General features: G+C 65.3%; 29 protein-coding genes. 11 read left to right on the top strand and 18 right to left on the bottom strand.

The features are described from left to right. Positions 1-110: 110 nt before the first annotated feature. The 5 genes from CEY09_RS19605 to CEY09_RS19585 all read left to right on the top strand — a co-directional run bounded on the left by CEY09_RS19605 (position 111) and on the right by CEY09_RS19585 (position 3,445). A complete protein-coding gene (locus CEY09_RS19605) occupies positions 111-1,412 on the top strand; it encodes an MFS transporter (RefSeq protein ID WP_088589951.1) in 1,302 nt (433 codons plus the stop codon). Positions 1,413-1,476: 64 nt separating this feature from the next. Further along, on the top strand, positions 1,477-1,926 hold the full coding sequence (locus tag CEY09_RS19600; RefSeq protein ID WP_088589950.1) for an ArsR/SmtB family transcription factor: 450 nt from the start codon (positions 1,477-1,479) through the stop codon (positions 1,924-1,926). After that, positions 1,815-2,276: an SRPBCC family protein gene (locus CEY09_RS19595; protein WP_088589949.1), complete on the top strand. Its 462-nt coding sequence runs from the start codon at positions 1,815-1,817 to the stop codon at positions 2,274-2,276. Before CEY09_RS19600 ends, CEY09_RS19595 begins: the two co-directional genes overlap by 112 nt. A 55-nt stretch (positions 2,277-2,331) precedes the next feature. Then, complete coding sequence (locus tag CEY09_RS19590) at positions 2,332-3,030, top strand: DUF899 domain-containing protein (RefSeq protein ID WP_088589948.1); 699 nt, start codon at positions 2,332-2,334, stop codon at positions 3,028-3,030. 13 nt (positions 3,031-3,043) lie between these two features. Beyond that, positions 3,044-3,445 carry a hypothetical protein gene (locus CEY09_RS19585; RefSeq protein ID WP_088589947.1) on the top strand — a complete coding sequence of 134 codons (402 nt, stop codon included), beginning with the start codon at positions 3,044-3,046 and terminating at the stop codon, positions 3,443-3,445. Here the strand turns inward: CEY09_RS19585 and CEY09_RS19580 are convergent. From CEY09_RS19580 to CEY09_RS19570, 3 genes are all read right to left on the bottom strand, one after another. Continuing rightward, entirely contained in the window at positions 3,426-3,758 is a 333-nt protein-coding gene (locus CEY09_RS19580; protein WP_006225375.1) for a 2Fe-2S iron-sulfur cluster-binding protein, read from the bottom strand. The two genes, CEY09_RS19585 and CEY09_RS19580, sit on opposite strands and share 20 nt — an antisense overlap. A 1-nt stretch (position 3,759) precedes the next feature. Continuing rightward, the gene (locus tag CEY09_RS19575; protein WP_006225374.1) at positions 3,760-4,347 is read right to left on the bottom strand and encodes an NUDIX domain-containing protein; all 588 of its coding nucleotides are present in this window, start codon (positions 4,345-4,347) and stop codon (positions 3,760-3,762) included. Between the two features lie 118 nt (positions 4,348-4,465). Further along, positions 4,466-5,485: a zinc-dependent alcohol dehydrogenase family protein gene (locus CEY09_RS19570; protein WP_088589946.1), complete on the bottom strand. Its 1,020-nt coding sequence runs from the start codon at positions 5,483-5,485 to the stop codon at positions 4,466-4,468. A gap of 155 nt (positions 5,486-5,640) precedes the next feature. On the opposite strand from CEY09_RS19570, the gene CEY09_RS19565 reads away from it, so the two are divergent. Then, entirely contained in the window at positions 5,641-6,561 is a 921-nt protein-coding gene (locus tag CEY09_RS19565; RefSeq protein ID WP_088589945.1) for a LysR family transcriptional regulator, read from the top strand. A 22-nt stretch (positions 6,562-6,583) separates the two neighbouring features. Here the strand turns inward: CEY09_RS19565 and CEY09_RS19560 are convergent, their stop codons facing one another. The 10 genes from CEY09_RS19560 to CEY09_RS19515 all read right to left on the bottom strand — a co-directional run bounded on the left by CEY09_RS19560 (position 6,584) and on the right by CEY09_RS19515 (position 14,994). Next, positions 6,584-7,837: an Hsp70 family protein gene (locus tag CEY09_RS19560; RefSeq protein WP_088589944.1), complete on the bottom strand. Its 1,254-nt coding sequence runs from the start codon at positions 7,835-7,837 to the stop codon at positions 6,584-6,586. A 111-nt stretch (positions 7,838-7,948) separates the two neighbouring features. Then, a complete protein-coding gene (locus CEY09_RS19555; RefSeq protein ID WP_088590117.1) occupies positions 7,949-9,133 on the bottom strand; it encodes a RhtX/FptX family siderophore transporter in 1,185 nt (394 codons plus the stop codon). A gap of 45 nt (positions 9,134-9,178) precedes the next feature. Then, positions 9,179-9,592, bottom strand: coding sequence for a cupin domain-containing protein (locus CEY09_RS19550; RefSeq protein ID WP_088589943.1), 414 nt, complete (start codon positions 9,590-9,592; stop codon positions 9,179-9,181). A 63-nt stretch (positions 9,593-9,655) separates the two neighbouring features. After that, positions 9,656-11,734 (bottom strand): TonB-dependent siderophore receptor, encoded by a 2,079-nt coding sequence (locus CEY09_RS19545; RefSeq protein WP_088589942.1) that lies wholly within the window; start codon positions 11,732-11,734, stop codon positions 9,656-9,658. A 181-nt stretch (positions 11,735-11,915) separates the two neighbouring features. Further along, positions 11,916-12,794, bottom strand: coding sequence for a helix-turn-helix transcriptional regulator (locus tag CEY09_RS19540; RefSeq protein ID WP_234818349.1), 879 nt, complete (start codon positions 12,792-12,794; stop codon positions 11,916-11,918). Between the two features lie 109 nt (positions 12,795-12,903). Further along, a complete protein-coding gene (locus CEY09_RS19535; RefSeq protein WP_006225370.1) occupies positions 12,904-13,233 on the bottom strand; it encodes a hypothetical protein in 330 nt (109 codons plus the stop codon). A gap of 150 nt (positions 13,234-13,383) precedes the next feature. Continuing rightward, on the bottom strand, positions 13,384-13,617 hold the full coding sequence (locus CEY09_RS19530; protein WP_006225369.1) for a DUF3820 family protein: 234 nt from the start codon (positions 13,615-13,617) through the stop codon (positions 13,384-13,386). An 18-nt stretch (positions 13,618-13,635) separates the two neighbouring features. Continuing rightward, positions 13,636-14,187, bottom strand: coding sequence for a cysteine hydrolase family protein (locus CEY09_RS19525; RefSeq protein ID WP_088589940.1), 552 nt, complete (start codon positions 14,185-14,187; stop codon positions 13,636-13,638). A 48-nt stretch (positions 14,188-14,235) separates the two neighbouring features. Then, the gene (locus tag CEY09_RS19520; RefSeq protein WP_377785552.1) at positions 14,236-14,463 is read right to left on the bottom strand and encodes a thioredoxin domain-containing protein; all 228 of its coding nucleotides are present in this window, start codon (positions 14,461-14,463) and stop codon (positions 14,236-14,238) included. 48 nt (positions 14,464-14,511) lie between these two features. Continuing rightward, on the bottom strand, positions 14,512-14,994 hold the full coding sequence (locus CEY09_RS19515; protein ID WP_088589939.1) for an OsmC family protein: 483 nt from the start codon (positions 14,992-14,994) through the stop codon (positions 14,512-14,514). A gap of 139 nt (positions 14,995-15,133) precedes the next feature. Here CEY09_RS19515 and CEY09_RS19510 point away from each other — a divergent pair, with 139 nt between their 5' ends. Together CEY09_RS19510 and CEY09_RS19505 are read left to right on the top strand one after the other, a co-directional pair. Continuing rightward, positions 15,134-15,559: a copper resistance protein NlpE gene (locus tag CEY09_RS19510; RefSeq protein WP_006225365.1), complete on the top strand. Its 426-nt coding sequence runs from the start codon at positions 15,134-15,136 to the stop codon at positions 15,557-15,559. Between the two features lie 82 nt (positions 15,560-15,641). After that, on the top strand, positions 15,642-16,379 hold the full coding sequence (locus CEY09_RS19505; RefSeq protein WP_088589938.1) for an ABC transporter substrate-binding protein: 738 nt from the start codon (positions 15,642-15,644) through the stop codon (positions 16,377-16,379). Positions 16,380-16,457: 78 nt separating this feature from the next. Here CEY09_RS19505 and CEY09_RS19500 read toward each other — a convergent pair whose 3' ends face one another. Both CEY09_RS19500 and fmdA read right to left on the bottom strand, forming a co-directional pair. Further along, positions 16,458-16,790, bottom strand: a complete 333-nt coding sequence (locus CEY09_RS19500; RefSeq protein ID WP_088589937.1) for an FmdB family zinc ribbon protein — start codon at positions 16,788-16,790, stop codon at positions 16,458-16,460. Positions 16,791-16,801: 11 nt separating this feature from the next. Beyond that, positions 16,802-18,031, bottom strand: a complete 1,230-nt coding sequence (gene fmdA / locus CEY09_RS19495) for a formamidase (RefSeq protein WP_088589936.1) — start codon at positions 18,029-18,031, stop codon at positions 16,802-16,804. 240 nt (positions 18,032-18,271) lie between these two features. Here fmdA and CEY09_RS19490 point away from each other — a divergent pair, with 240 nt between their 5' ends. Then, positions 18,272-18,640 (top strand): hypothetical protein, encoded by a 369-nt coding sequence (locus tag CEY09_RS19490; protein ID WP_088589935.1) that lies wholly within the window; start codon positions 18,272-18,274, stop codon positions 18,638-18,640. On the opposite strand, the gene CEY09_RS19485 is transcribed toward CEY09_RS19490, so the two are convergent. After that, the gene (locus CEY09_RS19485) at positions 18,641-20,128 is read right to left on the bottom strand and encodes an aminotransferase class V-fold PLP-dependent enzyme (RefSeq protein ID WP_088589934.1); all 1,488 of its coding nucleotides are present in this window, start codon (positions 20,126-20,128) and stop codon (positions 18,641-18,643) included. Positions 20,129-20,226: 98 nt separating this feature from the next. Here CEY09_RS19485 and CEY09_RS19480 point away from each other — a divergent pair, with 98 nt between their 5' ends. Together CEY09_RS19480 and CEY09_RS19475 are read left to right on the top strand one after the other, a co-directional pair. After that, complete coding sequence (locus CEY09_RS19480) at positions 20,227-20,712, top strand: Lrp/AsnC family transcriptional regulator (RefSeq protein WP_088589933.1); 486 nt, start codon at positions 20,227-20,229, stop codon at positions 20,710-20,712. Positions 20,713-20,912: 200 nt separating this feature from the next. Continuing rightward, on the top strand, positions 20,913-22,574 hold the full coding sequence (locus CEY09_RS19475) for an ABC-F family ATP-binding cassette domain-containing protein (protein ID WP_088589932.1): 1,662 nt from the start codon (positions 20,913-20,915) through the stop codon (positions 22,572-22,574). A gap of 162 nt (positions 22,575-22,736) precedes the next feature. On the opposite strand, the gene CEY09_RS19470 is transcribed toward CEY09_RS19475, so the two are convergent. Then, positions 22,737-23,591 (bottom strand): IS3 family transposase, encoded by an 855-nt coding sequence (locus CEY09_RS19470; protein ID WP_158218679.1) that lies wholly within the window; start codon positions 23,589-23,591, stop codon positions 22,737-22,739. Next, positions 23,588-23,920 (bottom strand): transposase, encoded by a 333-nt coding sequence (locus tag CEY09_RS19465; RefSeq protein WP_088589930.1) that lies wholly within the window; start codon positions 23,918-23,920, stop codon positions 23,588-23,590. Before CEY09_RS19465 ends, CEY09_RS19470 begins: the two co-directional genes overlap by 4 nt. Positions 23,921-24,277 lie beyond the last annotated feature (357 nt).

Raw genomic sequence — 24,277 nt, 5'->3', positions numbered from 1 at the left:
ATACCGCGATGCATGTTCCATTTCGCGGCTGGCCTTGCGATCTTGACGGGCGAGGACAAGGCGCGGTCGCGTGTTCGGCGACTCCCGACAAGCTCACCCTGAGAACAGCTATGACGCAAACGTATCTCGCCATGCCCGACGCCAAACGCCGCATCAAGGCCATCTTCGTCGGCTCCATGGGCAACCTGGTCGAGTGGTACGACTTCTACGCGTATACCGCTTTCGCCCTGTATTTCGCCCCCGCCTTCTTCCCCTCGCATGACCCCGTCGTCCAGCAATTGAATGCCGCCACGTTGTTCGCGGCCGGCTTCATCGTGCGCCCGCTGGGCGGCTGGCTGTTCGGGCACATCGCCGACCGGCACGGGCGGCGGATATCGCTGATGGTGTCGGTGGTGATGATGTGCGTGGGTTCGCTGATCATCGCCGTCACGCCCACGTACGCGACCATCGGCCTGGCGGCGCCCGCGCTGTTGGCGCTGGCCCGCGTGATCGAAGGCTTGAGCCTGGGCGGCGAGTATGGCGCCAGCGCCACCTACCTGACCGAGATATCCGACCCGGAACACCGCGGCTTCTATTCCAGCTTCCAGTACGTCACCCTGATCGGTGGCCAGCTCTGCGCGATCCTGGTGCTGCTGCTGTTGCAGAACGTGTTCCTGACGCACGAGCAGCTGGTGGAATGGGGCTGGCGCATCCCCTTCGTGATCGGCGCCCTGCTGGCCATCGTGACCGCGCTGATGCGCCGCGACATGCCCGAGACTGACTCGTACAAGGAAGCGCAGAAAACCAAGCCGAAGACCAGCTCGCTGCGCGGCCTGATGAAGTATCCGCGCGAGGTCGCGATCGTGGTGGGGCTGACTGCCGGAGGCACCGCGGCCTTCTACACCTTCACCACGTACATGCAGACCTTCGTGCGGCAGACCTCGGGCTTTACCGACATCACCACGACCTACATCATCGCGGCCTCGTTGATCTTCGCGCTGATCCTGCAACCGCTGTATGGCGCACTGTCGGACAAGATCGGGCGCAAGCCGCTCCTTATCTTCTTCGGCGTGGCGGGGGCCGCGCTGACGGTGCCCATCCTGATGACTTTGTCGAACACCCGTTCGCCCTTCATCGCCTTCCTCTTGATCTGCGGCGCGTGGGTGTTCACGGCCGGGTATACGTCGATCAACGCCGTGGTGAAGGCCGAACTGTTCCCCACCAACATCCGCGCCACCGGCGTCGCCGTGCCCTATGCGGTCACGGTGTCGATCTTCGGCGGCACGGCGCCCGCCATCGCCCTTTTCTTCAAGCAGAAAGGGCACGAAACGTGGTTCTACTACTACCTGGCCGGCGTGATCTTCCTGTCGCTGCTGGTGTATGCGACGATGCGCGACACGAAGCACCAGTCGGCCATGCACCGGCACGACTGACCTAGGGAAATTCCCGACGCTGCCGGCTTGACGCCGGCAGTTTTTCGGGCCGATACTTAACCTTATGGTTAACTTAAACGACGACACACTGGACAGCATCTTTTCCGCCCTGGCCGATGGCACCCGCCGGCAGGTGCTGGCCGACCTGGAACGGGGCACGGCATCGGTCAGCGAACTGGCCCGGCCCCATGCCATGTCGCTACCTGCCTTCATGAAGCATCTGAGGGTGCTGGAAGACGCGGGGCTGATCGCCCGCGCCAAGGACGGACGCGTGGTCAGTTGCACCCTGTCGCCCGAGCCGATGCGCGCGGCGTCCGACTGGCTGGCCCGCTACGAGAAATTCTGGAACGGCCAACTGGATTCGCTGGCCCGGTACCTGTACCACGACGAGGAGATCCACCCATGGCAACCCGAACCCGCTCCGACAACGCCCCCCTCGAGCTCCGGCTCACACGGCGCTTCGCCGCCCCCGTCGACCGCGTCTGGCACGCCTGGACGGACCCGCAAGCGCTGATGCGCTGGTTCGGCCCGGCCGGCACGCGCGAAGTGCTGGTGGCCGACACCGACGTGCGCGTGGGCGGGGCCTACCTGGTGGGCTTCGTCACCGAGGACGGGCAGTCGCATTACGCCAGCGGCGAGTACCACGAGGTGCAGCCACAGCGCCGGCTGGTCTTTACCTGGGCCTGGCGCGACACCCCCGAAGAAACGTCACTGATCACGCTTGAATTTTCTCCCGCGCAGGGCGGCACTGAACTGGCCTTCCTGCAAACCCCGTTTGTCGATCAGGCAACCCGCGACGGCCACGAACACGGCTGGGCAGGGGCGATGGACCGGCTGGCGGACCATCTGGCAAGCGCGGCCTGAATAGCCGTTTGCCTTGCCCAGGCCCGAGTGGCCTGCCACGCAAAGGAGTCGTACGATGCAGACCCCCCATCCTGTCGTATCCCGTCCCCAATGGGACGCCGCTCGCGAGGCCCTGCTTGTCCGCGAAAAGGCGATGACACGCGCCCAGGACGCCCTGGCCCGCGACCGGCTTGACCTGCCCTGGGTGCGGGTGGACAAGCCTTACCAATTCCAGAGCGCAGGCGGGCCGCGGGGCTTGGCCGACCTGTTCGACGGCAAGCGCCAACTGATCCTCTACCATTTCATGTACGGCCCGGATTGGGAAGAAGGCTGCGTCGGCTGCTCGTTCCTGGCAGACCATCTGGACAGCGCCCTGATGCACCTGCGTCATCACGACGTATCGGTGGTGGCGGTGTCGCGCGCGCCGCTGGCCAAGCTGGATGCGTTCAAGCAGCGCATGGGCTGGCGCTTCGATTGGTTCTCGTCCGAGGGCTGCGACTTCAACTTCGACTTCCACGCCTCGGTGCCGCAGGCCGACGGCAGCGTGGAAGAACGCTCGGGCGCCAGCGCCTTTTACTCGGACCCGGACGGCGAGATCTTCCACACCTACTCGGCGTTCGAACGCGGCGTGGAGCGCTTGGCCGGCGCCTACAACTATCTGGATTTCGCGCCCTTGGGCCGCAATGAAACCGGCCCCCACTTCAACCTGGGCGACTGGGTCCGTCACCATGACCGGTACGACGACGCCCCGAAGGCGTGCCACGCTTGCGCCTGACGGCGTACGCACCATGGCAGCGCTATGGCTGGCCTGCCTGGTAGCCATGGCGCTGGGCCTGTGGGTCGACACGCGCCAGACGCCTGCGGCGCTGCTGGCCAGCGAATGCGGCGCACCGGGCGGGCTGCTGGACATGGCGTGGCGGCACGCCAGCCTGATGCCGGCCAGCAGCGCTGCGATGGCGCTGGCGGCCCTCGCGCCGTGGCCGGTGGGGCGCACCCGCGCGCCGCCGCTGGGCCAACGCCTGCTCTGCGCGCTTTCCATGGCGATAGGGATGGTGCTGGGAGCCCGGCTCGGCGTCATGGCAGCGCTTATGCTGAACGCGGCGCCCTTTGCCGGCATGGCACTGGGCATGGCGGCCGGCATGGCCGTGGGCCTGGCCCCGGTGCTGGCGTTTAGCGTCGGGCGCCGGTAAGCGGCCGCGCCACCGCAGGTGCGGCTTCGATGGGCGCGGCAAGCGGCGCCTGGATCTCTAGCGGCGACGTGGCGTGCGCAACGCAAGGCAGGATCCAGCCTTCTTCTTTCTCGTCGCGCGACAGGCCGGGCCATTCAATGCGATAGGCCACCGAGCCCTCCAGCATCAGGCACATGCAGGCCCGACAGGTGCCATTGCGGCACGAACTGGGCAGCTTGATGCCTGCGGCCTGCGCGGCCAGCAGGACGGACGTGCCCGCGTCGGCCTCGAACCGCAGGCCGGCGGGTTGGACCAGGACCGGGAACGCGGGCATGTCAGCCGGCGTTGTCCTGCCAGTCCAGCTGCCAGGCGCCGGACAGCACGTTCTGCATCCACAACACGCAGGTCAGCGTCTTGGCGTCGGTGACTTCGCCCTTGCTGCACGCCGCCAGCAATTCGGCGGGGTCCGCGCTGATCACGTCCAGGAATTCGTCCTGGTCCAGTTGCCGCGGGCCGGCGCGCAAACCGCGCGCGAAGAAAATGTGGATGATCTCGGTGGAATAGGCGATGGCCAGGTGCAAGGCGCCGGCGTGCGCCCATTGATCGGCGGTGTAGCCGGTTTCTTCCAGCAGTTCGCGTTTGCCGCAAACCAGCGGATCTTCGCCCGGGTCCAGCTTGCCGGCGGGAAACTCGGTCATGACGCGGCCGATCGGGTAGCGGAACTGGCGCTCCAGCAGGACGCGGCCGTCATCCAGCAAGGGGATCACCACGACCGCGCCGGGATGCACGACGTATTCGCGCGTAGCCGTATTGCCGTTGGGCAGGCTGACGGTGTCCCGCCGTATTTTCAGGAAGCTGCCTTCATAAGGCGCTTCGCTGGTCACCAGTGTTTCGACAAGATGGGTATCGGTTGGACGGGTCATGAGGGCGCGTGGGGATCTCTGGGTCTCTTCGAACAGTCAGGCGCGAAAGCGCCTTCGGCAAGCAGTGCAGCTTACCATCGCCGCCCGCGCGACCCGCCATTGCGCGCCCTGCCCTGGCCTACTTGGCGACCCGGATGACGACCTTGCCGAAATGGCCGCCGGATGCCAGGTGTTCAAATGCGGCGGGGACTTCATCGAAACCAAATACCCGGTCGATGACGGGCACGATGCCCGCCACTTCCACGAAGCGCGCCACGTCCTCCAGCATCCTGCGGCTGCCGACAAAAATGCCTTGCAAGCGTTTGCTGCCGGCAATCAACGCCAAGGGCGCCACCGGCACGGCCGCGAACCCGCTGACGCCGCCGATCACCGCGATGGTCCCGCCCATGCGCGCCGCCGCCACGGAGCGCGCCAGCGTGCCTTCACCGCCCACTTCCAACACGACGTGCGCGCCCTCGCCGGCGGTCAGGCGCAAGGCCTCGTCCTGCCATTCAGGCGTATCGCGATAGTTGATGAGGCCATCGGCGCCCATGGCCCGGGCCCGCTCCAGCTTGCCCGCGCTGGAGGACGTGATGATGGCGCGCAGGCCCGCCGCCTTCGCCAGTTGCAGGCCCCAGACCGACACGCCCCCCGTCCCCAGGAACAACGCCGTCTGCCCTGCTTTGGCGCCGCCCGCGACAAACAGCGCGTTCCAGGCGGTGACCGCCGCGCAAGGCAGGGTCGAGGCCTGCTCGTCGGTCAACGAAGGCGGCGTGGCCGCCAACGCGGACTCGGCGAAGACGCGTTCAGTGGACAGCACGCCGTCCGTCGCAGCGCCCGGGGCGATGCGCGTCGTGGCCGGCGTGACGTCGCCATCGATCCAATCGGGGAAAAACGAGCCCATCACGCGGTCGCCCGGCGCGAAGCGCGTCACGGCCTTGCCGACCTCGATCACTTCGCCTGCGGCGTCCGAGGCCGGAATGACGGGGTCGGAGGCGCCCTGCAGATAGTCGCCACGCACCACCATCAGGTCGCGAAAGTTCAGCGATACCGCATTGATGCGCACACGCACATCGTGCGGCCCCAGCGCCTGGGGTTCGCGCGTAATACGCGTGAGGGACGCGATGTCTTTGCCGCTGATGACGGTATAGGCCTGCATGGTGTACTCCTGTTCGGTTTCAAGACTGGCCGCGTCGGCTGCCGATGACAGCGCGGCCGGGTACCGATAAGATATGCGGAATTCAGTTCAACAATGTCAACCTATATTATTTTCAATGGTTCCCATAAAGAACCAATACAGACAGGAAGGGCAGCATGGCCACGACGGGCAACCATGACAGGCTGAGCGGCATCGAAGTCTTCGTGCAGGCTGTGGAGGCCGGCAGCTTCGCGCTGGCGGCCGATCGCCTGAACCTCACGCGGTCCGCGGTGGGCAAATCGGTCGCGCGGCTGGAGGCGCGCCTGGGCGTCCGGCTGTTCCATCGCACGACACGCCAGCAAAGCCTGACCGACGACGGCCAGGCCTACTACGACCGCTGCATCCGCGCCCTGGCCGAACTGCAGCTTGGCGAAGCCGAACTCGACAGCGGCCGCCGCGAACCCCAAGGACGCTTGCGGGTCAGCGCGCCGCTCGTGTTCGGCCGGCACTGCGTCGCCCCGGTCCTGCGAGAGCTGGCCATGCGCCACCCGCAACTCCAGCTGGACATCTCATTCAATGACCGCGTGGTCGACCTGATCGAGGAAGGCTACGATCTGGGCATCCGCGTGGGCGCCTTGCCCGACAGCGCCAGCCTGGCGGCGCGCAGGCTGGGGATGCAGACCATGGGCATCGGCGCCTCTCCCGCCTACATCCGGGCGCATGGGCGCCCGACGACCATCGACGAACTGAAGCAGCACACCGGCATCATCTACTCGCATGGCGGGGCGGAGCGCGGGTGGGAGGTGAAGGATGCGGAAGGCCAGGTCATCCAGTTGCGGGTGCAGCCGCGGCTGCGGCTGGACGACCTGCAAGCCATTGCGGACGCCGCGATCGCGGGCGCAGGGATCGCCTGGCTGCCGTGCTGGATGCTCACCCACTACGTGCGCACGGGCGAATTGGACGTCCTGATGCATGGTGACCGGATGGCAGCCCAGGAAGTGCACGCGGTCTGGCCACAGGCCCGCTACCTGCCAGCCAAGACTCGCACGGCCATCGATGCGCTGGCGGCGCGTGTGCCCGCGATGCTGGCGACTTAAGCGGCGGGCCGTTCCAACGTGGTCAGTCGAACTTGCGGCGGGCGTCCAGCGCCAGGCCGGCGCCGATGCTGCCGAACAGGTCGCCTTCAACGCTGCGTGCACCCGGCACCAGCGCCGACACGGTTTCACGCAGGCGCGGCACGCGGCTGGAACCGCCGGTGAAGAACGCCGTATCCACATCGGCCGTGGACACGCCGGCGTCGCGCAGCAGCGCGCCCACGGTGGTCTCGACCTTTTCGATCAGGCGGCCCACGCAGGCATCGAACGACGGACGCGTCACGTCCACGCCCAGTTCCGGCGCGATGCGCGACAGGTCGATGCGGGCCGACGGCGATTCCGACAACGCGATCTTGGCCTCTTCCACCTGCACCGCCACCCAATGGCCCGCGCGCTGCTTCACCAAGTTCAGCAGCAGGTCGATCTTCTCGCGATCGCCGGCTTCGGCGCGGATGTAGGCGAAATGCTCGGCCGCCTTGCGCGTATAAGCCTGATTGATGGTATGCCAGCAGGCCAGATTACCGTACTGCGTGGACGGCACGTCCTTGCCGCTGCGCAGCTGGCTGCCCAAGCCCAGCAAGGGCATGACGTGCGCCAGGCTCAGTTGCTTGTCGAAATCCACCCCGCCGATATGCACGCCGCCATAGGCCAGGATGTCGTCGCGGCGGTCGGCCTTGCCGGCACGGTCCGGCCCCAGGCGGATCAGCGAAAAGTCGGACGTGCCGCCGCCGATGTCGATGACCAGCACCAGCTCTTCGCGGTCGATCTGCGATTCATAGTCGAATGCGGCGGCCAGCGGTTCAAACTGGAATTCGATGTCGGTGAACCCCACGCTGCGCGCGATCTCGCCCAAGGTGTCCTGGGCGGTCTGGTCGGCAGCGGAATTGTCGTCCACGAAGAAGACGGGCCGCCCCAGCACGGCGCGCGTGAAATCGCGCCCCGCGGCAGTTTCGGCGCGCCGTTTCAATTCCGCGATGAATCGGGTCAAGAGGACGCGAAACGGGATCGAACGCCCCTGCACTTCCGTCGAACCGTCGATCAGCGAACTGCCCAAGAGGCTTTTCATCGAGCGCATCAAGCGCCCGTCGTACCCGGCCAGGTAGTCGGAAATGGCGGCGCGGCCATAGCTGACCTCGGCGTCTTCGTCATGGAAAAAGATGGCCGACGGCAAGGTGGTCTTGCCGTCTTCCAGGGCGAGGAGCGCGCGTTGGTCGGGGCGGCTCCAGCCTACGGTGGAGTTGGACGTACCGAAGTCGACGCCGCATGCGGAGGAAATCATGGAGAATTCTGGGGCTTATAGCAAAACGGCGGACAAGTGTACTCGCTTCGCCGCCAGCGGGCAGGCGCCACGCTCGGTGGCCTGACCCGCCCGCCCCGGGCACCGTCGCGTTCAAGCCGGCGCCGCGCGCCGCAAGGCCGTAGCCGTAAACAGCAATGTGACGGCCGCTACCGCCACCCCGCTGGCAAAGCCGCCCCCATAGCCGACCTGGGCGGCCAGGCCCGTCATCATCGACGACGTCAGGATTTCGCCCAGGTCGCGCGCGCTCTGCACCGCCGTCATGTCCGTGCCCGATTGCCGCCCCTGCCGGGCAAAGCGCATCGCCAGCGTCATCAACGCGACCGACTCCGCGCCTGCCCCGAACGACCCCAGGCCTTGCGCCGCGAAGGCCATGCCTGGCCGGACGGACGTCCAGCCTTGGGCCTGCGCCATCCAGGCCAGCGCGGCGGCGCCGGATGCGGCCAGCCCCAGCGCCAGCACCTTGCGCGCACCCAGCTTTCCGATCAGCCAGGCGCCCCCGCCGCACCCCAGCAGCACGGTGACCATGCCGCCGGCCATGCCGATGCGCCCGACTGCATCAAGCTCCCAGCCGGCGTCCACCAGATACAGCTTGGACAGGCCGTAGCCCGCCACTGCCGTCATCGCCGACAGGAAGGCCGCCACGGCCAGCGCCCACGCGCCACGACGGCGCACGAAGCCCGCGAGCGAGGCGCGCTGGCGCGGCGCAGCCGACTCCCAGCCGTCGAGCGGGGTCTCGCGCCAGGTCGCGGCCATCAGCAGGCTGAACGCCACGACCGCCGTCAACACGGCCAGCGCCCCACCCTGCCCGATGTAGCCCGCCATGATCAGCGCGCCCGGGCCGCCAAAGAAGAAACCCACCATCGTTCCGCCCACCTGCACGGCGTTGGCGCGCGCCAGCGCCTGGCCTTCGAAGCGTTCGGCCGTCAAGCCGTCGGTGGCGATGTCCTGCGTGGCGCTGGCCAAGGACGCCGCGGCCATCAACCCCACGACCCAGGCGGCGCTGGCGGACGAAATACCCAGCAACGCCACGCCCGCCATGCAGGTCAGCACGATGGACTGCATCGGCACGATCCAGCTGCGGCGGCGGCCCGCGGACGGCCGCCAGCGGTTGTCGACCTGCGGCGCCCACAGGAACTTCAGCACCCACGGCAAGCCCACCAGCGGCAGCCAGGCCAGGGCGCCCAGCCCCGCGCCGTCGCGGCGAAGCAGCGTGGGTAATGCTTCCATCGCTACGCCCAGCGGGATGCCTTGGGAAAAATACAGGGCGGCGATCATGATGAACAAGCGCCCGTTTGCCAATCGATTCACGGTCAAGGTTTCCTATTGGGGGGATGCCGCCACGCGGCGGTGTTCGCTGCCGTGCCCCGGCGTCACGAACAGGATCTTTCCAGGACAGGCCACGTGCAGCCGGTGCCACACGCCGCGCGGCACCACGGTGCCCTGGCGGTGGTCCAGCGGCACGTCGGTTTGCCCGCCGTCGTCTTCCATCAGGGTCAGCACCACTCGCCCTTCCAGCACGCACAGCATTTCGTCGCCAGCGGGATGGCGTTCCCAGACATCGCCATGCACGTCGGCATCGTTTGCCACGGCCTTGATGCCGACCAGCCAGCCGTCTTGCGGCGACAGGCGTCGAAGCTTGCCCACCTGGCGCATGCCGCCGCCCTGGCCCAGCGCCATGAAGTGGTCGAGCCAGTCAAAAACGGCCCCCGGCAAAAGGGCTTCTTCGGTATTCATTATGAAAACTCCCGGTAAGTGAAGCGGGCTGGCGCGGCTTGCACGCCAGCCCGGAGCTGGCGGTCAGTACTGCGCGCGCAGCGTCAGCATCGCGTTGCGCGGTTCGCCGTAGCGGTTGTTCCAGGACGTGCCCGACAGGCTTTGGTAGTAGCCACGGTCGAAGACGTTGTTCAGGTTCAACGCCACCGTCACGTGCTTGTCCACGCGATACGCTGCGCGCAAGTCCACCAGCGTGACGCCGCCCTGGCGCAGGGTCACGGGACCCGACACCGTCGAATACCCGGACTGCATCTGCACACCGCCGCCCACGCTCAGGCGCCGGTCCAGCACGGGCAGTGCATAGTTCGTCCAGACGCGGAAGATGTGCTTGGGCGTGAAGCTTGCGAACGGCTGCCCGTTCGAGATGGGATCTTTCACGTATTTGCTGGTGTTGAAGGTGTAGCCGCCGGCCACCGACCAGTTGGGCGTGATCTGCCCGTTGGCCTCGGCTTCGATGCCGCGGCTGCGCACTTCGCCCCCTTGGACGTAGTAGCAGTTGTTGCCCACACAAGGCCAGTCGGGATCTTGCATCGCGCGGTCCTTCTGCTGGATCTGGAACACCGCCAGCGACACGTTCAGCGCCCCGTCCGCCAGTTCGCCCTTCACGCCGGCTTCATAGTTGGTGCCGGTGACGGGATCCAGCGGCTTGCCTTCGCGCGTCAACTGGCTTTGCGGCTGGAACACTTGCGCATAGCTGCCGTAGAGCGACCATTGCGAGTTCAGGTCCACGATCAGGCCGCCGTAGGGCGTGAATTCGGGATCGATCTGTTGCCGCGCGCCCGGCGCCGTCTGGTTCCACCAGCTCATGCGCCCGCCCAGCACCAGGGTGACCGGATCGGCCAGCGAAAAGCGGCCCATGCCGTAGACGCCCTGCTGCTTCAAGCGCGTTTCGCCCGGCGACGCGTACGGGCCGACGCCCGGTTCCGGCACGCCATGCGGGTCCCAGTCGAACACATTCACCGGCACGTTCAACGCCGGAGTGAATTGGCCGGTGTATTGCTCGGACGTGGTGCGTTGCGCATTGCCGCCCAACAGCAGTTCATGGCGGCGGCCGAACAATTGGATTGGGCCGCTGACATAGGCATCTACGCTGGCCTGCGTGTTGTCGAACTTGTAGGCGCCGCCCATCAGGCGGGAACCCAGGCCGGTCTGACGGTCGATGGCGCCATACGCGCCGGCGTACTTCAGGTTGCTGTCGGCGGTCAGGTAGTTGGCGCTGACCTTGGTGGTCCATCCGTCGCCAAAGCGGTGTTCCAGGTCGGCGAACACCCGGGTCGTGTCCCAGTTGAAGCGGTCCCAGGCGGCATCCAGATACGTGGACCGCGACAAACCGATATCGCCGCCGTCCTTGTAGCGCGGCACGCCCGCCATGTTGGTCGTGGAGCGGATGCGCTGGGTCTGCACACCGGCCGACAGCACGGTCTGCGGCCCCAGGTCCACCTCACCGATGGCGTACAGCAACGCCGATTGCTGGTCGGCCACATCGTAGAAATAGCCGCGGTCCTCGACCGCGCTGACGATGCGCCCGCGTACGCTGCCGCTGTCGTTCAAGGGGCCGCCCAGATCGGCTTCGGCCCGATAGCGGTCCCAGCTTCCGGCGCTGACCGAACCATTGAACGAGAACTCGCGCTGCGGCCGCTTGCGCACCAGGTTTACCGTGGCGGCCGGATTGCCCGCGCCATGCATCAGGCCATTCGCGCCGCGCAGGATCTCGACGCGTTCGTACACCGCCATGTCTTGCGGCGACGCGGCCATATTGCCCATCAGCACCGGCACCCCGTCCTGTTCGAACGAATCCACCTTGAAGCCGCGGGCGTAGTACGCCGTGGTCAGCATCTGATAAGGCTGCACCGTGATGCCGGTGGCATGCTGCATCACGTCGTCCAGACTTTGCAGGTTCTGCTCACGCATCTGCTCCTGTCCGATCACCGTGACGGACTGCGGGATTTCGCGCACGGTCAGCGGCAGCTTGGCCACCGTGGGCGCCTCCTGCGCCACGCCTTCGCCGCTTACCGTCACCGCCGGCAGCGATGGCGCATCCTCCGCCATCGCCGGCCCTGCGGCCACCGCCAGCCAGAGCGGCCAATGCCCAACGCGCGCCATGCCCTGCCGCGGTCTGGCCGCCCGTGTTTTCACCTGTTTACGCACCGCCGTTCCTCTTCATTCATTATTGAGAATTATTCTCAAATAATTCTAGAGACGAGGCGATCTGCCCGCTGGCGATTTCGGAAGTTTCACTGGCGATTGCGGAAGTATCCCTGCGGAAGGGCTGCCAGACCGGGTATCAGTTGCGGGCCACGAGGCTGCTGGGCAGCACGCCGTAGCGGCGCTGGAAGGCCTTGGTGAAGTGCGAATCGGTGTAGCCGCATGCGTAGGCCGCCTCGGATACGGTCAACGCGCCGGCGGCCAGCAAGGCGTGCGCTTGCTCCATGCGGCATTCGCGCACAAAGGCGTAGACGCTTTGGCCGAACAGCTTGCGGAACCCTGTCGTCAGCTTGTTCACATTGACGCCCACCCGCCGGGCCAATTCGGGCAGCGAGGGCGGGTCCTGCAGATCCGCCAGCAGCAGATCGCGGGCGTGATGCAGCCGTTCGACGTCGCCGCGCGACAGACCGCTTTCCGGGGTGTTTGCCCGCACGGGCAGCAAGGCGTTGAACGCCAACGCGGCCAGTTCCAGCGCCTTGGCAGAAAGGTACATGCGCTTGAGCGCCCCCTGCATCGGGCAGGCCAGCATCTGGTGGCCCAGCGCCAGCAGCGCATGGTTCACGCGCAGGTTCGCATCGGCATAAGGCAGGCCGCCGCGCGGAGCCTGCAGCAGCGCGCACAATTCTGCGGGTTCCATGGCAAAGGCGCCGCGCAATTGGTCCAGGCCGGTGCGCAGGGACACAAACCGCAGCGCTCTGCCGGCGCCGAACTCGTGTTCCATGCCCATCGCGTCCTGGCACAGGCTCATGTGCAACGATGGTCCGCTGACCTGCGTGGCCGGCGCCCCACGCACGCTGTAGCGCAGGTCGCCGTCCAGCACCAGCACGAGTTTCAGCCCGGGGTCCAGGTGTTCATGCACCCGCTCGGCCTGGCCGAAGCACAGTGTGCCGCCCGCCAACGACATCGCGGGCGTGGCGGCGGAGACGGTCCAGTCAAGATCGGGGCGGGTCGCGGGCACGGTCAGGAAGGCGGCCGCGGATCGCGGGCGGGCAGAGTTGATGAGATTGAATATTATTACCGTTTGACCAGAACGGAAAGCCGGCCCTGCCTGCCGCCCGGCGCAGCCCTTACTGCTGGCGGCGTTGCTCCAGCTCTTTCAGGCACTGCGCCACGCCGGCCTGCATCTGCGCGTTCGACACCGCGGCGCGGTCCGAGACCTCGCGGCAACGCACGTACTGGGCCTGGCTTTCCGCAGTGTCCCGAATGACGGCAGGCGCCGCGCCCGGCGCCGGCGTGACCGTCATGCGCAGGGTGGAAGGCGGCGACTGGCTGCCGTCCTTGGAAGGCAAGCTGGGATATTGGTATTCCTGCGTGGCCGGCGGGGCGTTCTGCGCCTGCGCGGCGCCCGCCGCGCACAAGGCGGCAAACAGGAAGGCGGAAAGGGTGTGTTTCTTCATGGCGACCTCTCTTCGTATAAGCAATCGCCCTGGGGCGCAGACGCGGTGGCCCGCCCCGGGCGAACCGCCTTATCGTAGCGCCCCCCGCCGGCGGGTAACGTGCCAAGACGCTACAGCAGCGGCCGGAGTTGTTTCCCGCCGTTTCGGGCGCTAGGGCTTGGGTGCAGCGGGCCGCGACTTGCGCAACGGCGCCAGCAAGGACGACAGGCCGTTGTGGTCCAGTTCATGCATCAAGGCCAGCAGCCGGCCCAGCTCACCCGGCGGAAACCCCTTGCGCGCGAACCAGGCCAGATACGGGCCGGGCAGGTCGGCGATCAGCCGCCCTTTGTACTTGCCGAAAGGCATGTCCCGCGTGACGAGCAGGTTGAGGAGTTCAGGATCCATCGGTATTGGGGCGCCGCTTCAGCGGGGCGCGGAGGCGGAAAAAACGATCTCGGCGGCCGGCACGGCTGCGATCTTCACGCCGAAGCTCGCGATCGCGGACAGCGTGGCGTTGTGATGCGCTCGGATCTGCGCACCGGGCGCGTGTGCCTTGTCTTGCGTGGTGTGGGCATCGGCGGCCAGCGTGACCGGCAGCCCCAGACCTGCCGCGCGGCGCACGGTGGTGTCCACGCAGAATTCCGTGGCGTAGCCGCACACGACCAGCTCGGTCACCCCCGAAGCGGCCAAGGTCTGGCCCAAAGTCGTGCCCTGGAACGAATCGGGTGTCGTCTTGCGCACCCGGGCGTCCGCGGGCGACGGCACGAGGCGCGTGTCGAGTTCCCAGCCGGGTTGCCCATGCGCCATCGCCGTACCGGGGCTCTCGTGCTGCACATAGATCACCGGCACGCCGGCGTCGCGCGCACGGCCAGTCAGGTCATTGATGCGGGCCAACACGTCGGCGGCGTCCGCAGGCGGCGGCGACGATTCAAACAAGGCGCGCTGCACGTCAATTACGATCAAAGCGGTTGTCATGGCTATCCACGTTCAGAGAGTGCGGGGAAGTCTACCCCACCCTACCGGTCAAAATTCCAGCCGGCCACGCAACTCGCCGAACGGCACCATCACATGCTGGCGATACGCCGGCCGCGCTTGAAGCTGGTCGTACCAGGCGCGCACGTGCGGCAACGGCGGATGCACCTTGCCGTGCGGATTCATGGCCAGAAACGCCGGCGTGTCCAGCTGGCCGAACCGGCCGCCCGCCGGCACATGTTCATAGTCCAGGCCCAGCTCGTCGGCCCTTCTGCACATTGAAAGAACTGCGCCGGCCCCAGATCGTGGTCTTGCCGCAAACCGCGCTCATCGTGCGAACACGATGCGGGGCTCGCAACGCACGGGAAAATTCACGGAATTCGCGATAAAGCAGAAGTGATGCGCGCGGTCGTGCAATTCGGCGGCCAGCGCCGCGTCGTCGCCCGCGCGGATCGTGACCTCGGGGCGCAAGGTGACGCGGGTGAACGCGCCGCCGCGTGCCGGATCCTCGGCCATGATGCCCTGCGCCTCGTCCCGGTAGGCCTCCACCGTAATGCCTTCGACCGCGCAAAAATGCAGATACCAGAGCTTGTGGCAGGCAGACAGCGAGGCCACCAGCATGTCTTCCGGGTTCCAGCGCGCTGGGTCGCCGCGAAACGCTGGGTCCGACGAGCCGGGCACGTCGGGCTTGCCTTCGGCCTGAATCACGTGGTTGCGCGAGTAGGCCGCGTAGCTGGAGGTGCCCGTACCGGTATTGCCGGTCCAGTTCACCGTGACGGTGTAGTGATGTTCGCCTTTCGCTTTCGTCATGATGGCTCGGGATTCAGTGCCGTTGCGGCGGGGGAAGAGGTCAAGCGTAGCGCAGATTTCCGCCGCGCTTTACATCCCGTTTCAGCATGCCACCGTTACTGTCCGTATCGTGGACCCGTATTCCCCACAGGAGCTCGCCATGATGAAAACCACCCTGACCTGCACCCTGAGCCTTGCCCTGCTTGCCGGCTGCGCCCCGTTCAAGTCCCATGACGCCCGCGATACCCCGGCCGACGGACACACTGCACGCAATGCGCTGGACTGGCCCGGCAGCTACGACGGCACCCTGCCCTGCGCCGACTGCCCCGGCATCAAGACCCGGCTGACCTTGATGAAGGGCGACCGCTACGAGCGCCAGACCCAATACCTGGACCGCGAACCGCAACCCGAGATCGTCTCCGGCACGTTCAGTTGGGAGTCGGACGGCAGCACCATCCGGCTGGACGCATCCGGCGACAGCCAGCGCTACTTCGTCGGCGAAAACCAGGTGACCATGCTGTATCGCGACGGCACGCGCCCGACCGGCCCGCTCGCCCCGCATTACGTGCTGCGGCGCGCGCAATAAGGCATCGCGCAAGCCCCGGGCTTCCGGCTATTCTTCTGGAATCGCCTGCGCCCGGCGGCGCGGCCCCCACCCCAAGGAAGCCATGAAGACCGACCACGAGCTGCTCTCCGCCTTCGCCCCCACCGGGACGTTGCGCGCGTCCATCAACCTGGGCAACCCTATCCTGGCCAACACCGATCCCGCCACCGGCCAGCCCGGCGGCGTGTCGGTGGACCTGGCCACGGAACTGGCGCGACGCCTGGACGTGAAGCTGGAGCTGGTGGTGTTCAAGTCCGCCGGAGAAACCGTGAACGCCGTGGCCGCCGAACAGGCGGACGTGGGCTTTTTCGCCATTGACCCGCTGCGCGGCGAGCAAATCGCTTTCACCGCGCCGTACGTCGTGATCGAAGGTGCCTATCTGGTGCGCCAGGATTCGCCCATCACCGCGATGGACCAAGTCGACAGCAAGGGCCTGCGCGTGGTGGTCGGCAAAGGCAGCGCCTACGACCTGTACCTGACGCGCGAACTGAAACAGGCCGAGATTTTCCGCGCGCCCACGTCTCCCGCCGTCGTGGACACGTTCATGAAAGAGAACATGGAAGTGGCGGCAGGCGTCAAACAGCAACTGGAAGGCGACGCGCAACGCCTGGGCGGGCTACGCCTGCTGGACGGCCACTTCATGCTGATCCGCCAGGCGATGGGCGTGCCCAAGAGCCGCGGCGACAAGGCCAGTGCCTATCTGGCCGCCTTTGTCGAAGCCATGAAGAAGTCCGGCTTCGTCGCCGAGGCGCTGGCGCGGCACAAGATCCAGGGCGCCGCGGTCGCGCCGCTGGAGGCTTGAAGCGCTTCACCCATCCCCCGATCACCAACGAAAAAGGGCCGGACAATCCGGCCCTTTGCTTGCGGTGCCCCCGCCTGCCTAGTGGCTGATCATCCAGGGCCTTGCGCCCGCGAAGGACTTCGCGCCATCAGCCGTGGTGCGCGTCTTGCCGGAAGCTCGTCCGCCGGAACAACATCCGCAGTTCATCCCGTGGCCCGCTCGGGAACTGCGCGGCTCATTCGCGCTGCGCTCATTGGTGGCGCGCGCCCGATTCACGGCGGACGACAGCGCCGAAATCGCCGGCGCCCCGCCGATGATGCGGCCGGACATCGCGCCGCATTGCGGGCAACCCGCCGGATCGCGCCATTGCGCCAGCGGCCGCAAGGCCGTGAATTCACCGCAATCCGCGCAGGCGTAGTCATACATGGGCATCGTTGGCTCTCCTAGCGGTCGCGCGACAGCGGCATGTCCACCCCGCCCTTGATGTGCTTGACGGGCCCAGATGCCGAAGGCTGGATATCGAAGTCGAAGATCTCGGTCGGCAGCCACAGCGTCGCGCACGAGTTGGGAATATCGACCACCCCGCTGATATGCCCCTGCACCGGCGCGCAGCCCAGCAGCGAATAGGCCTGGGCGCCCGAATAGCCGAATTTCTTCAGGTATTCGATGGCGTTCAGGCACGCCTGCCGGTACGCCACGTTCACGTCCAGGTAATGCTGCTTGCCGGTTTCGTCCACCGAGATACCTTCGAAGATCAGGTAGTCCTTGTAGGCGGGCGTAATCGGGCTGGGCTTGAAGATGGGGTTCTTGATGGCGTACTTCTCCATGCCGCCCTTGATCAGCGTCACACGCATGTGCACCCAGCCCGCCATTTCGATGGCGCCGCAGAAGGTGATCTCGCCATCACCTTGCGAGAAATGCAGGTCACCCACAGACAGCCCGCCGCCCTTCACGTAGACCGGGAAGAAAACGCGTGCGCCGCGCGACAAGTCCTTGATGTCGCAGTTGCCGCCGTGTTCGCGCGGCGGCACCGTGCGCGCGCCCTCGCCTGCGGCCTTGTCGCGTTCGGCGCCTTGCAACGCGCCCATATGCGCCGTCTTGGGCGCCGGCGGATTCGCCAGCGGCGGCACACGGTTGGGATTGGTATCGATCAGCGCCTGCTCTCGCCGGTTCCAGGTGTCCAGCAGCTTCTTGTCGGGCAGGCAGCCGATCAGTCCCGGATGGATCAGGCCGGCGAAATTCACGCCCGGAATATGGCGCGACGATGTGAACATGCCGTGGAAATCCCAGATGGATTTCTGCGCATGCGGAAAATGTTCGGTCAGAAAACCGCCGCCATTGTTGCGGCTGAAGAACCCGTTGAACCCCCAGAGGCTGTCGGGCTTGGCGCCGATGTCCAGCAGATCGACAATCAGCAGGTCGCCGGGTTCGGCGCCTTCCACGCCCACCGGGCCCGACAGGAAATGCACCGTGGACAAGTCCACGTCGCGCACGTCGTCGGCACTGTCGTCGTTCTTGATTGCACCACCGGTCCAGTCGTAGGTTTCCAGCACGAAATCGTCACCGGGCTTGACCCACACCGCCATCGGGATGTCGGGATGCCATCGGTTATGGATCTGCTTGTTCTCGTACGGGGACTGTTCCAGATCGACTTTGATGAGCGTGTTCGCCATTCTCTTTCATCTCCAACATAACGTGTTGATAAAACAGAACTTCAGCCGGATGCGCGTCCAATTTCCTTGCCGGATTGGATCTTCGGGATCGTTGACCTGTTAGCGATGGTAGACGTGTTCAGGCGATTTGCCATACTGGTTTTCCATGCAGTGGCAACGCCCGCGCCGCAACATGCCGGACGCGATTTCGCAGCAGTTATGATGCGGAGCATCTTCAGCGCAATACCAAGGTCTTACCGTATGGCAGCATTGCACCGCCGGCCCCTGGCCGCCCTCCTGATCATCGCCGCCTTCGCGGGCGCATCCGCGCAAGCCGCAGACGACTGCGTGGCCCGGATCGACGCCGGGCTGGCCAGCATCAAGCGCGCGCAAGACATCCAGCGCACGCGCGAGGCGTCCAACGATCTGCAGTTGAATCGCGACCTGTGCCAAGGCCGCCTGGATTTGCTGGATGCGCGTTTTGCGCTCAGCGATGACTTCGAGGCCTGCCGCCGCCAGGGCGCGGCCTTTTCGGATCAGGTGGTCAAGACGCTGACCCGGGCGTCCGACGACCTGACCGATCTGAAGGCTGCCTGGATCCGGACCTGTGGCCCGCAGATGAAAGACTGATCAGGCCGCGACGGCCAGCTCTGCGCTTTTCGGGAAGAAGATGGCACGGCTGGGATCGAAGCCATACTGGTCTTCGAAATCCGCGGCGTCCGCGGCCAGCGCCAGCACCGATTCCAGGATGAAGTCCGCCTTGGCATCGGACAGCAGCGCACTGAAATTCAATCGGATGAACCCGGGTTTTTCGATTTCGCGGCCATCAAGAATGGCTTGGCGCATCTGTTGCGACTGGGCCTCGTCGATATCCAGCAGGCGATGCACATAGGGCCCGGCGCACGCGCAGCCGCCGCGGGCCTGGATGCCGAACCGGTCGCTCAGCATGCGGGTCACCAGTTGCTGATGCACGAAGCCGCCCTTGCCGTTGCGCACGCGGAAGGAAAAGATCGGCAGACGGTTCGCCGTCAGCGACCCCAGCAGTTCCAGGTGTTCTGCACCGCGCCAGGCGGCAAGCGCCCGCTGCACGAAGTGGGCGTTGCGTTGCCGCATGAATTCAGCGCCCATGGCTTCCTTGACCAGCAGGACCAGCGCGGCGCGGATGTCGCCGACCACGTTGGGGGTGCCCGCTTCTTCACGGGATTCCAGGCTGCCGCTGTAATCGTGGCCGGCAGGGGACACGAATTTAACGGTGCCGCCGCCCGGCCACGTGGGCGCGGTCTCGGCCACGGCGTCGTGCCGCACGATCAGCACGCCGGATGCGCCCGGGCCGCCGATGAACTTGTGCGGCGAGAACACGATGGCATCGATCTGCGCATCGGCCGCCGGCGACATCTGGATGGGCAGGTATGGCGCGCCGCCCGCGTAGTCCCACAGCATTTTTGCGCCCGACCGCTTCACCAACCGCGTGATGGCGGGGACGTCGGCCACAATGCCGGTCACGTTCGAGGCGGCCGACAAGGCGCAGACTACGAGCGTGCCGTCGGGCGCTTCCAAAGCGGCAGCCAATTCGGCGAGGCTGGGTCCGCCTTCGGGGCTTTCGGGCAATTCGATGATGTCGGCGCCGCATTCGCGCCAGGGCAGGATGTTCGAGTGGTGTTCGTACGGGCCGATGATCACGCGGACCTTGCGGCCGGCCGCGATAGCCGCGTGCACGCCGAACAGGTGCACCAGCCGGTTGATGCCTGCGGTTGCGCCAGAGCCGGCAAAAATCACCGCATGCGCGTCGCTCGCGCCGCAACACCGGCCGACCACAGCACGCGCTTCGCGGCGCAGTCGCGTAATGAATCCGCCGCAAAAGGAAGCTTCGGTGTGCGAGTTGGCGTAGTACGGAAGCACTTGTTCAAGGACGAAGCGCTCGACCTGCATGAGGGCGCGGCCCGACGCGACATAGTCGGCGTAGACCAGCGGTTTGACGCCGAACGGGCCTTCGATGACGGCGTCCTTGCCGATGAGCCCTTCGGCGAGCGCCGCCGCGGCATCCCCGGCTTTCAGGCTGTCTTGGAACTGCTGCAGGAGGCTGGGCTTGGCGGGGCGGGTCGCGACGGGCGTATTCATGATGATGCGGGTTCCGGTAAGTACCGAAATATCATACGATGGAACAACAGGAAGAAACATCACCTATATTTTGCGCAAAACACACCAAAACAGATCATATGATTGAAGAAATGGAAAAAATAGATAAACTTGATCTTAGTATCATCAGCTGCCTGCAAAAAGACGGCGCGCTGTCCCAGCGCGAGCTGGCGGATCGGGTGGGTTTATCGCAGAACGCCTGCTGGCGCAGGCTGCAGCGCTTGAATGCCTGCGGCATCATCCGCGGCACGCGGGCCGAGGTCAGCCTGGTGGCGCTGGGCCTCGACTTGACGGTATTTGTGATGATCCGCACCAGCCACCACGCCAAGGCCTGGGCCGACGGCTTCCGCCAGCACGTTGAACGCCTGCCAGAGGTCACCGAGTTCTATCGCATCGGCGGGGACTGGGATTACCTGATCAAGGTGGTCTGCCGCGGCATGGCGGGCTATGACCGGTTCTACCAGAAGCTGATCACCGATTTCGAGTTGTCGACGGTAACCGGGTTCTTTGCCATGGAGGCCATCATCGAGAACCGGCCGCCCGACCTCAGGATGCTGGAGGGCTGATGCCCTCCCCCCCAATCGTGGCCTGCCTGCGTCGGACCGCAAGCCGGGCCATAATGGGAACTTTCCCGAGCCGTCCGGCTCGAACTCTCCATTCTTCCCCATCGCGGAGCCCCGACCGGCCATGATTCTTTAAGCCCTCCTCCTGATCCTCCTTGCCGCATCACGCGGACAAGGCGTCTCACCGACCCGGAGAGCTTTCCATGGCCCAGTCTTCGTTCGCGCCAGCCCAGGCGCAGTCTCAGCCATCCGCGGCTGCCTCTTTCATCAACCTGCACCACCTCAGCTACGCGCTGCCCGATGGCCGCGTCCTGCTGGACGCCGTCAGCCATGACTTTGCCGTGGCGCGCCACGGGTTGATCGGGCGCAACGGCACAGGCAAGTCCGTGCTGTTGCGCATATTGCAAGGCAGCCTGTCCGCGCAGTCAGGCCGTGTCGCGCGCCTCGGGCGTATCGCCTACGTGGCGCAGACCCATACCCATGAGCCCGGCGCCACGTTGGCCGAGGTGGCTGGCATAGGCGACATTCTGGTCGCCTTGTCCAACATCGAAGCCGGAAGCACCAATCCAGCGGATTTCGATTTGGCCGATGGCCATTGGCGGATTCAAGACGACTGGGCCCGAATGCTTGACGACGCGGGCCTGCCGGCCTGGGCGCCAGACCATCCCGCCCGTGCCGCAAGCGGCGGCAAATTGACCCGTGTCGCACTTGCAGGCGCCCTGCTGCAAGGTGCAGACGGTCTGCTGTTGGACGAACCCAGCAACCATCTGGATGCGCGGGCGCGCGGCTGGCTCATGGAAAAAATCAGCACGTGGCGCGGCGGCCTGATTGTCGTCAGCCACGACCGCACCTTGCTGAACGCCATGCAACACATCGTCGAATTGGACCGTGGCACGCTCACCGGCCATGCCGGCAATTACAGCGCCTATCGCACCCAACGTGACCTGCAAGCCGCCGCCGCCGACGCCGCACTGGCGCATGCCCGCAACGAACGCGCAGCCGGCCTGCGCGCGTTGCGGCAACAACACGACGCCCAGCTGCAACGCAGCGCGCGTAATGCCCGCCAGGCACGCGCCTCCAACCAGGCGCCCATCCTGCTGGGCATGAAAAAGGCGAACGCCGAAGGCCATGCCGGCCGCGAACGCCTGCGCCGACAGCAAACTAGCGCAGCGCTGGAAGATGCCGTCACGCAAGCCGCAGCGCGCGCGCTCGCGGCACCGGGTGTGGCGCTAGCCCTGCCAGAAACCGTTGTCCCAAGCGGGCGACGCGTGCTGCACATGGAAGACGCCGTGCCTCCCTACCCTGCAAACGCAAAGGCATTGACGCTTAGCCTGAGCGGCCCTTTTCGCCTGGCTGTTCACGGACCGAATGGGTGCGGAAAAAGCACCCTGTTGTCGATGCTGGCTGGCGAGATCGACGCCAAACAAGGAACGTGCGACGTGCGTGTACCCACTGCAATGCTGGATCAGCGTGCCGCGGGTTTACCGCTGGGCCAGTCCTTATTGACGACGCTGGAAACGCTGGGCGCATCCCTGCCCGAAGGCGAGCTACGCAGCCGCCTGGCGTTGCTGGGGTTGGGCCCAGCCCTGGTCGATGCCCCTGCAGAAACCTTGAGCGGCGGTGAACGCGTCAAAGCCGCCCTGGCTTGTGCATTGTGGCGAAAGCAGCCCGCACAATTACTGCTGCTGGATGAACCCACGAACCATCTGGATATCACGTCAGCGGAGGCGCTGGAGCAAGCGCTAAGGCAGTATCCCGGTGCGATGGTAGCGGTGTCGCACGATACGGCGTTTTTGGAAGCGATTGCGCCAACCCATCGCTTGATTTGGGGTGACGATGCTGTGTGGGAATTGCGGGCGAGGTGATGGTCCCGACCCCGTTCGCACCTTACCTATTCACAGCCTATTGAATAAAAACCTTGTCGACAACGCATCAACCTTCCATTGAGAAATAAAAATGAAAAAAGGTGTCCGACTACATCTTTCAAAATGCAGACTGGGCTAACCCGGATTTCCCGGACAGTTTGGTTAAGGCACTGCGGCCTCGACCTGAGCAGGGGTTCGATAACCTAGCCCCTGGTGGATTCGCTGGCAGTTGTAGAAGACCTCGATATAGTTGAAGATCGCCAGCCGTGCGTGCTCCCTGTTATGGAAGACTTGGTGGTGCGTTAATTCGTTCTTGAGGTTGCTAAAGAAGCTCTCTGCCACGGCATTATCGTAGGGATCGCCTTTGGCGCTCATGCTGATGGTAATGCCGTTACCTGTCAGCATTGCACGATACTCGGTCGAACTGTATTGAGCGCCTCGATCGCTGTGATGCATCAGTCCCGGTTGCGGCTTGCGCCTGGTCATGGCCATCAACAATGCCTGGATAACTAGACTTCGGTCTCGCTTGTCTGACATGCTCCAACCGACTACTGAGCGCGAGTAAAGATCCAGCAGTACCGCGAGATACAGCCAGCCTGTTCTCGTCGATACCACCGTGATGTCGCCCACCCAGACTTTGTTGGGGCAGTGCACCGTGAACCGTCGTTCCAGGCGGTTCGGTGCCGGCCCGAGTAGCGAGTGTTTCTCCAGTCTGCGGAACCGTTGCTTACGCAGTGCCTCGATGCCCGCCTGGCGGCGCAAGCGTGCGACGCGATGTTTGCCGCAAGCCACACCACTGGCATTGAGCGCGCGCCAAGTCTTCTCGGCACCGTACGCTTGCCGATAAGCCCTATGCGTTTGCTCGATCGCCGCCAGTAACTTAGCGTCTTCTTGCTGTCTTGCACACGGCTCGCGACATAGCCACTCGTAGTAACCGCTGCGGCTGACCTGCAACGCCCGGCATAGCCGAGCGACTCGGAACTGCTGCTGATGAGCCTGCACAAAGGCGTACCTCACGGCAGTTCCCGCGCAAAGTACGCTGCCGCCTTTTTTAGGATGTCGCGCTCTTCGGTGACCTCGGCAAGCTGACGCTTGAGGCGTTGGATCTCGGTCTGCTCGTCGGTACGCGTTTTGCCTTTGCCTGGAAACGAAACGTCTGGCCCGTGCATTGCCAGCTCTTTCTTCCATCGGTAGATAATCGAGCGCTTCACGCCCAGCATCAGTGCCAGCTGCGTACCGCTGATCTTGCCTTCCTCCAACTGCCGCACTGCCTCGATTTTGAATTCTCGGCTGTGGTACTGGCGCTTGGCATCGCTCGGCTTGGCTTCGGGTTTGGATTTATCCATGGGACACCTCCTTCAAGTATTGTCTACTTCTTCGGGTGTCCGGAAAACCCGGGCTAGCTCAGACTACATCTTTCAAAAATGCAGTCTGACACCTTAATTGCTCTAGCTTTCGAAACTTCTCCCGTACTTCATCGCAATTGCCAAACGCTTCGCAATTGGCGGCTTCTACTCCGAATCGCTTCAGGTCGGCCAAAGTGAGTGCGTTATTTGTCAACTCTGTAACAGCCGCGATGGTGCTAGCGTAAGCACCCCCGTCAAGTAGACATTGGTTGATAGACGATCGGAGCGAAGGTTAGCCGAGGCATGAATTGCACCGGCGGGAGGCCACCCAACGATTCGTGCGGGCGGTACTGGTTG

The sequence above is a fragment of the Achromobacter marplatensis genome (assembly GCF_002209535.1).
Classification (GTDB): Bacteria; Pseudomonadota; Gammaproteobacteria; order Burkholderiales; family Burkholderiaceae_B; genus Achromobacter; species Achromobacter marplatensis.
This window is presented reverse-complemented; position numbering and strand designations above follow the sequence as displayed.

Bases quoted from the DNA above. Each gene is read 5' to 3' on its own strand.
- CEY09_RS19500 (WP_088589937.1), bottom strand. From the start codon at position 16,790: ATGCCCATGTATGACTACGCCTGCGCGGATTGCGGTGAATTCACGGCC.
- CEY09_RS19465 (WP_088589930.1), bottom strand. From the start codon at position 23,920: ATGGATAAATCCAAACCCGAAGCCAAGCCGAGCGATGCCAAGCGCCAG.
- CEY09_RS19580 (WP_006225375.1), bottom strand. From the start codon at position 3,758: ATGCCCGCGTTCCCGGTCCTGGTCCAACCCGCCGGCCTGCGGTTCGAG.
- fmdA (WP_088589936.1), bottom strand. From the start codon at position 18,031: ATGGCGAACACGCTCATCAAAGTCGATCTGGAACAGTCCCCGTACGAG.
- CEY09_RS19555 (WP_088590117.1), bottom strand. From the start codon at position 9,133: ATGATCGCCGCCCTGTATTTTTCCCAAGGCATCCCGCTGGGCGTAGCG.
- CEY09_RS19515 (WP_088589939.1), bottom strand. From the start codon at position 14,994: ATGACGAAAGCGAAAGGCGAACATCACTACACCGTCACGGTGAACTGG.
- CEY09_RS19510 (WP_006225365.1), top strand. From the start codon at position 15,134: ATGATGAAAACCACCCTGACCTGCACCCTGAGCCTTGCCCTGCTTGCC.
- CEY09_RS19545 (WP_088589942.1), bottom strand. From the start codon at position 11,734: ATGGCGCGCGTTGGGCATTGGCCGCTCTGGCTGGCGGTGGCCGCAGGG.
- CEY09_RS19475 (WP_088589932.1), top strand. From the start codon at position 20,913: ATGGCCCAGTCTTCGTTCGCGCCAGCCCAGGCGCAGTCTCAGCCATCC.
- CEY09_RS19595 (WP_088589949.1), top strand. From the start codon at position 1,815: ATGGCAACCCGAACCCGCTCCGACAACGCCCCCCTCGAGCTCCGGCTC.
- CEY09_RS19480 (WP_088589933.1), top strand. From the start codon at position 20,227: ATGATTGAAGAAATGGAAAAAATAGATAAACTTGATCTTAGTATCATC.
- CEY09_RS19530 (WP_006225369.1), bottom strand. From the start codon at position 13,617: ATGGATCCTGAACTCCTCAACCTGCTCGTCACGCGGGACATGCCTTTC.
- CEY09_RS19485 (WP_088589934.1), bottom strand. From the start codon at position 20,128: ATGAATACGCCCGTCGCGACCCGCCCCGCCAAGCCCAGCCTCCTGCAG.
- CEY09_RS19550 (WP_088589943.1), bottom strand. From the start codon at position 9,592: ATGAATACCGAAGAAGCCCTTTTGCCGGGGGCCGTTTTTGACTGGCTC.
- CEY09_RS19520 (WP_377785552.1), bottom strand. From the start codon at position 14,463: ATGTGCAGAAGGGCCGACGAGCTGGGCCTGGACTATGAACATGTGCCG.
- CEY09_RS19505 (WP_088589938.1), top strand. From the start codon at position 15,642: ATGAAGACCGACCACGAGCTGCTCTCCGCCTTCGCCCCCACCGGGACG.
- CEY09_RS19560 (WP_088589944.1), bottom strand. From the start codon at position 7,837: ATGATTTCCTCCGCATGCGGCGTCGACTTCGGTACGTCCAACTCCACC.
- CEY09_RS19590 (WP_088589948.1), top strand. From the start codon at position 2,332: ATGCAGACCCCCCATCCTGTCGTATCCCGTCCCCAATGGGACGCCGCT.
- CEY09_RS19600 (WP_088589950.1), top strand. From the start codon at position 1,477: ATGGTTAACTTAAACGACGACACACTGGACAGCATCTTTTCCGCCCTG.
- CEY09_RS19570 (WP_088589946.1), bottom strand. From the start codon at position 5,485: ATGCAGGCCTATACCGTCATCAGCGGCAAAGACATCGCGTCCCTCACG.
- CEY09_RS19605 (WP_088589951.1), top strand. From the start codon at position 111: ATGACGCAAACGTATCTCGCCATGCCCGACGCCAAACGCCGCATCAAG.
- CEY09_RS19535 (WP_006225370.1), bottom strand. From the start codon at position 13,233: ATGAAGAAACACACCCTTTCCGCCTTCCTGTTTGCCGCCTTGTGCGCG.
- CEY09_RS19525 (WP_088589940.1), bottom strand. From the start codon at position 14,187: ATGACAACCGCTTTGATCGTAATTGACGTGCAGCGCGCCTTGTTTGAA.
- CEY09_RS19565 (WP_088589945.1), top strand. From the start codon at position 5,641: ATGGCCACGACGGGCAACCATGACAGGCTGAGCGGCATCGAAGTCTTC.
- CEY09_RS19585 (WP_088589947.1), top strand. From the start codon at position 3,044: ATGGCAGCGCTATGGCTGGCCTGCCTGGTAGCCATGGCGCTGGGCCTG.
- CEY09_RS19575 (WP_006225374.1), bottom strand. From the start codon at position 4,347: ATGACCCGTCCAACCGATACCCATCTTGTCGAAACACTGGTGACCAGC.
- CEY09_RS19490 (WP_088589935.1), top strand. From the start codon at position 18,272: ATGGCAGCATTGCACCGCCGGCCCCTGGCCGCCCTCCTGATCATCGCC.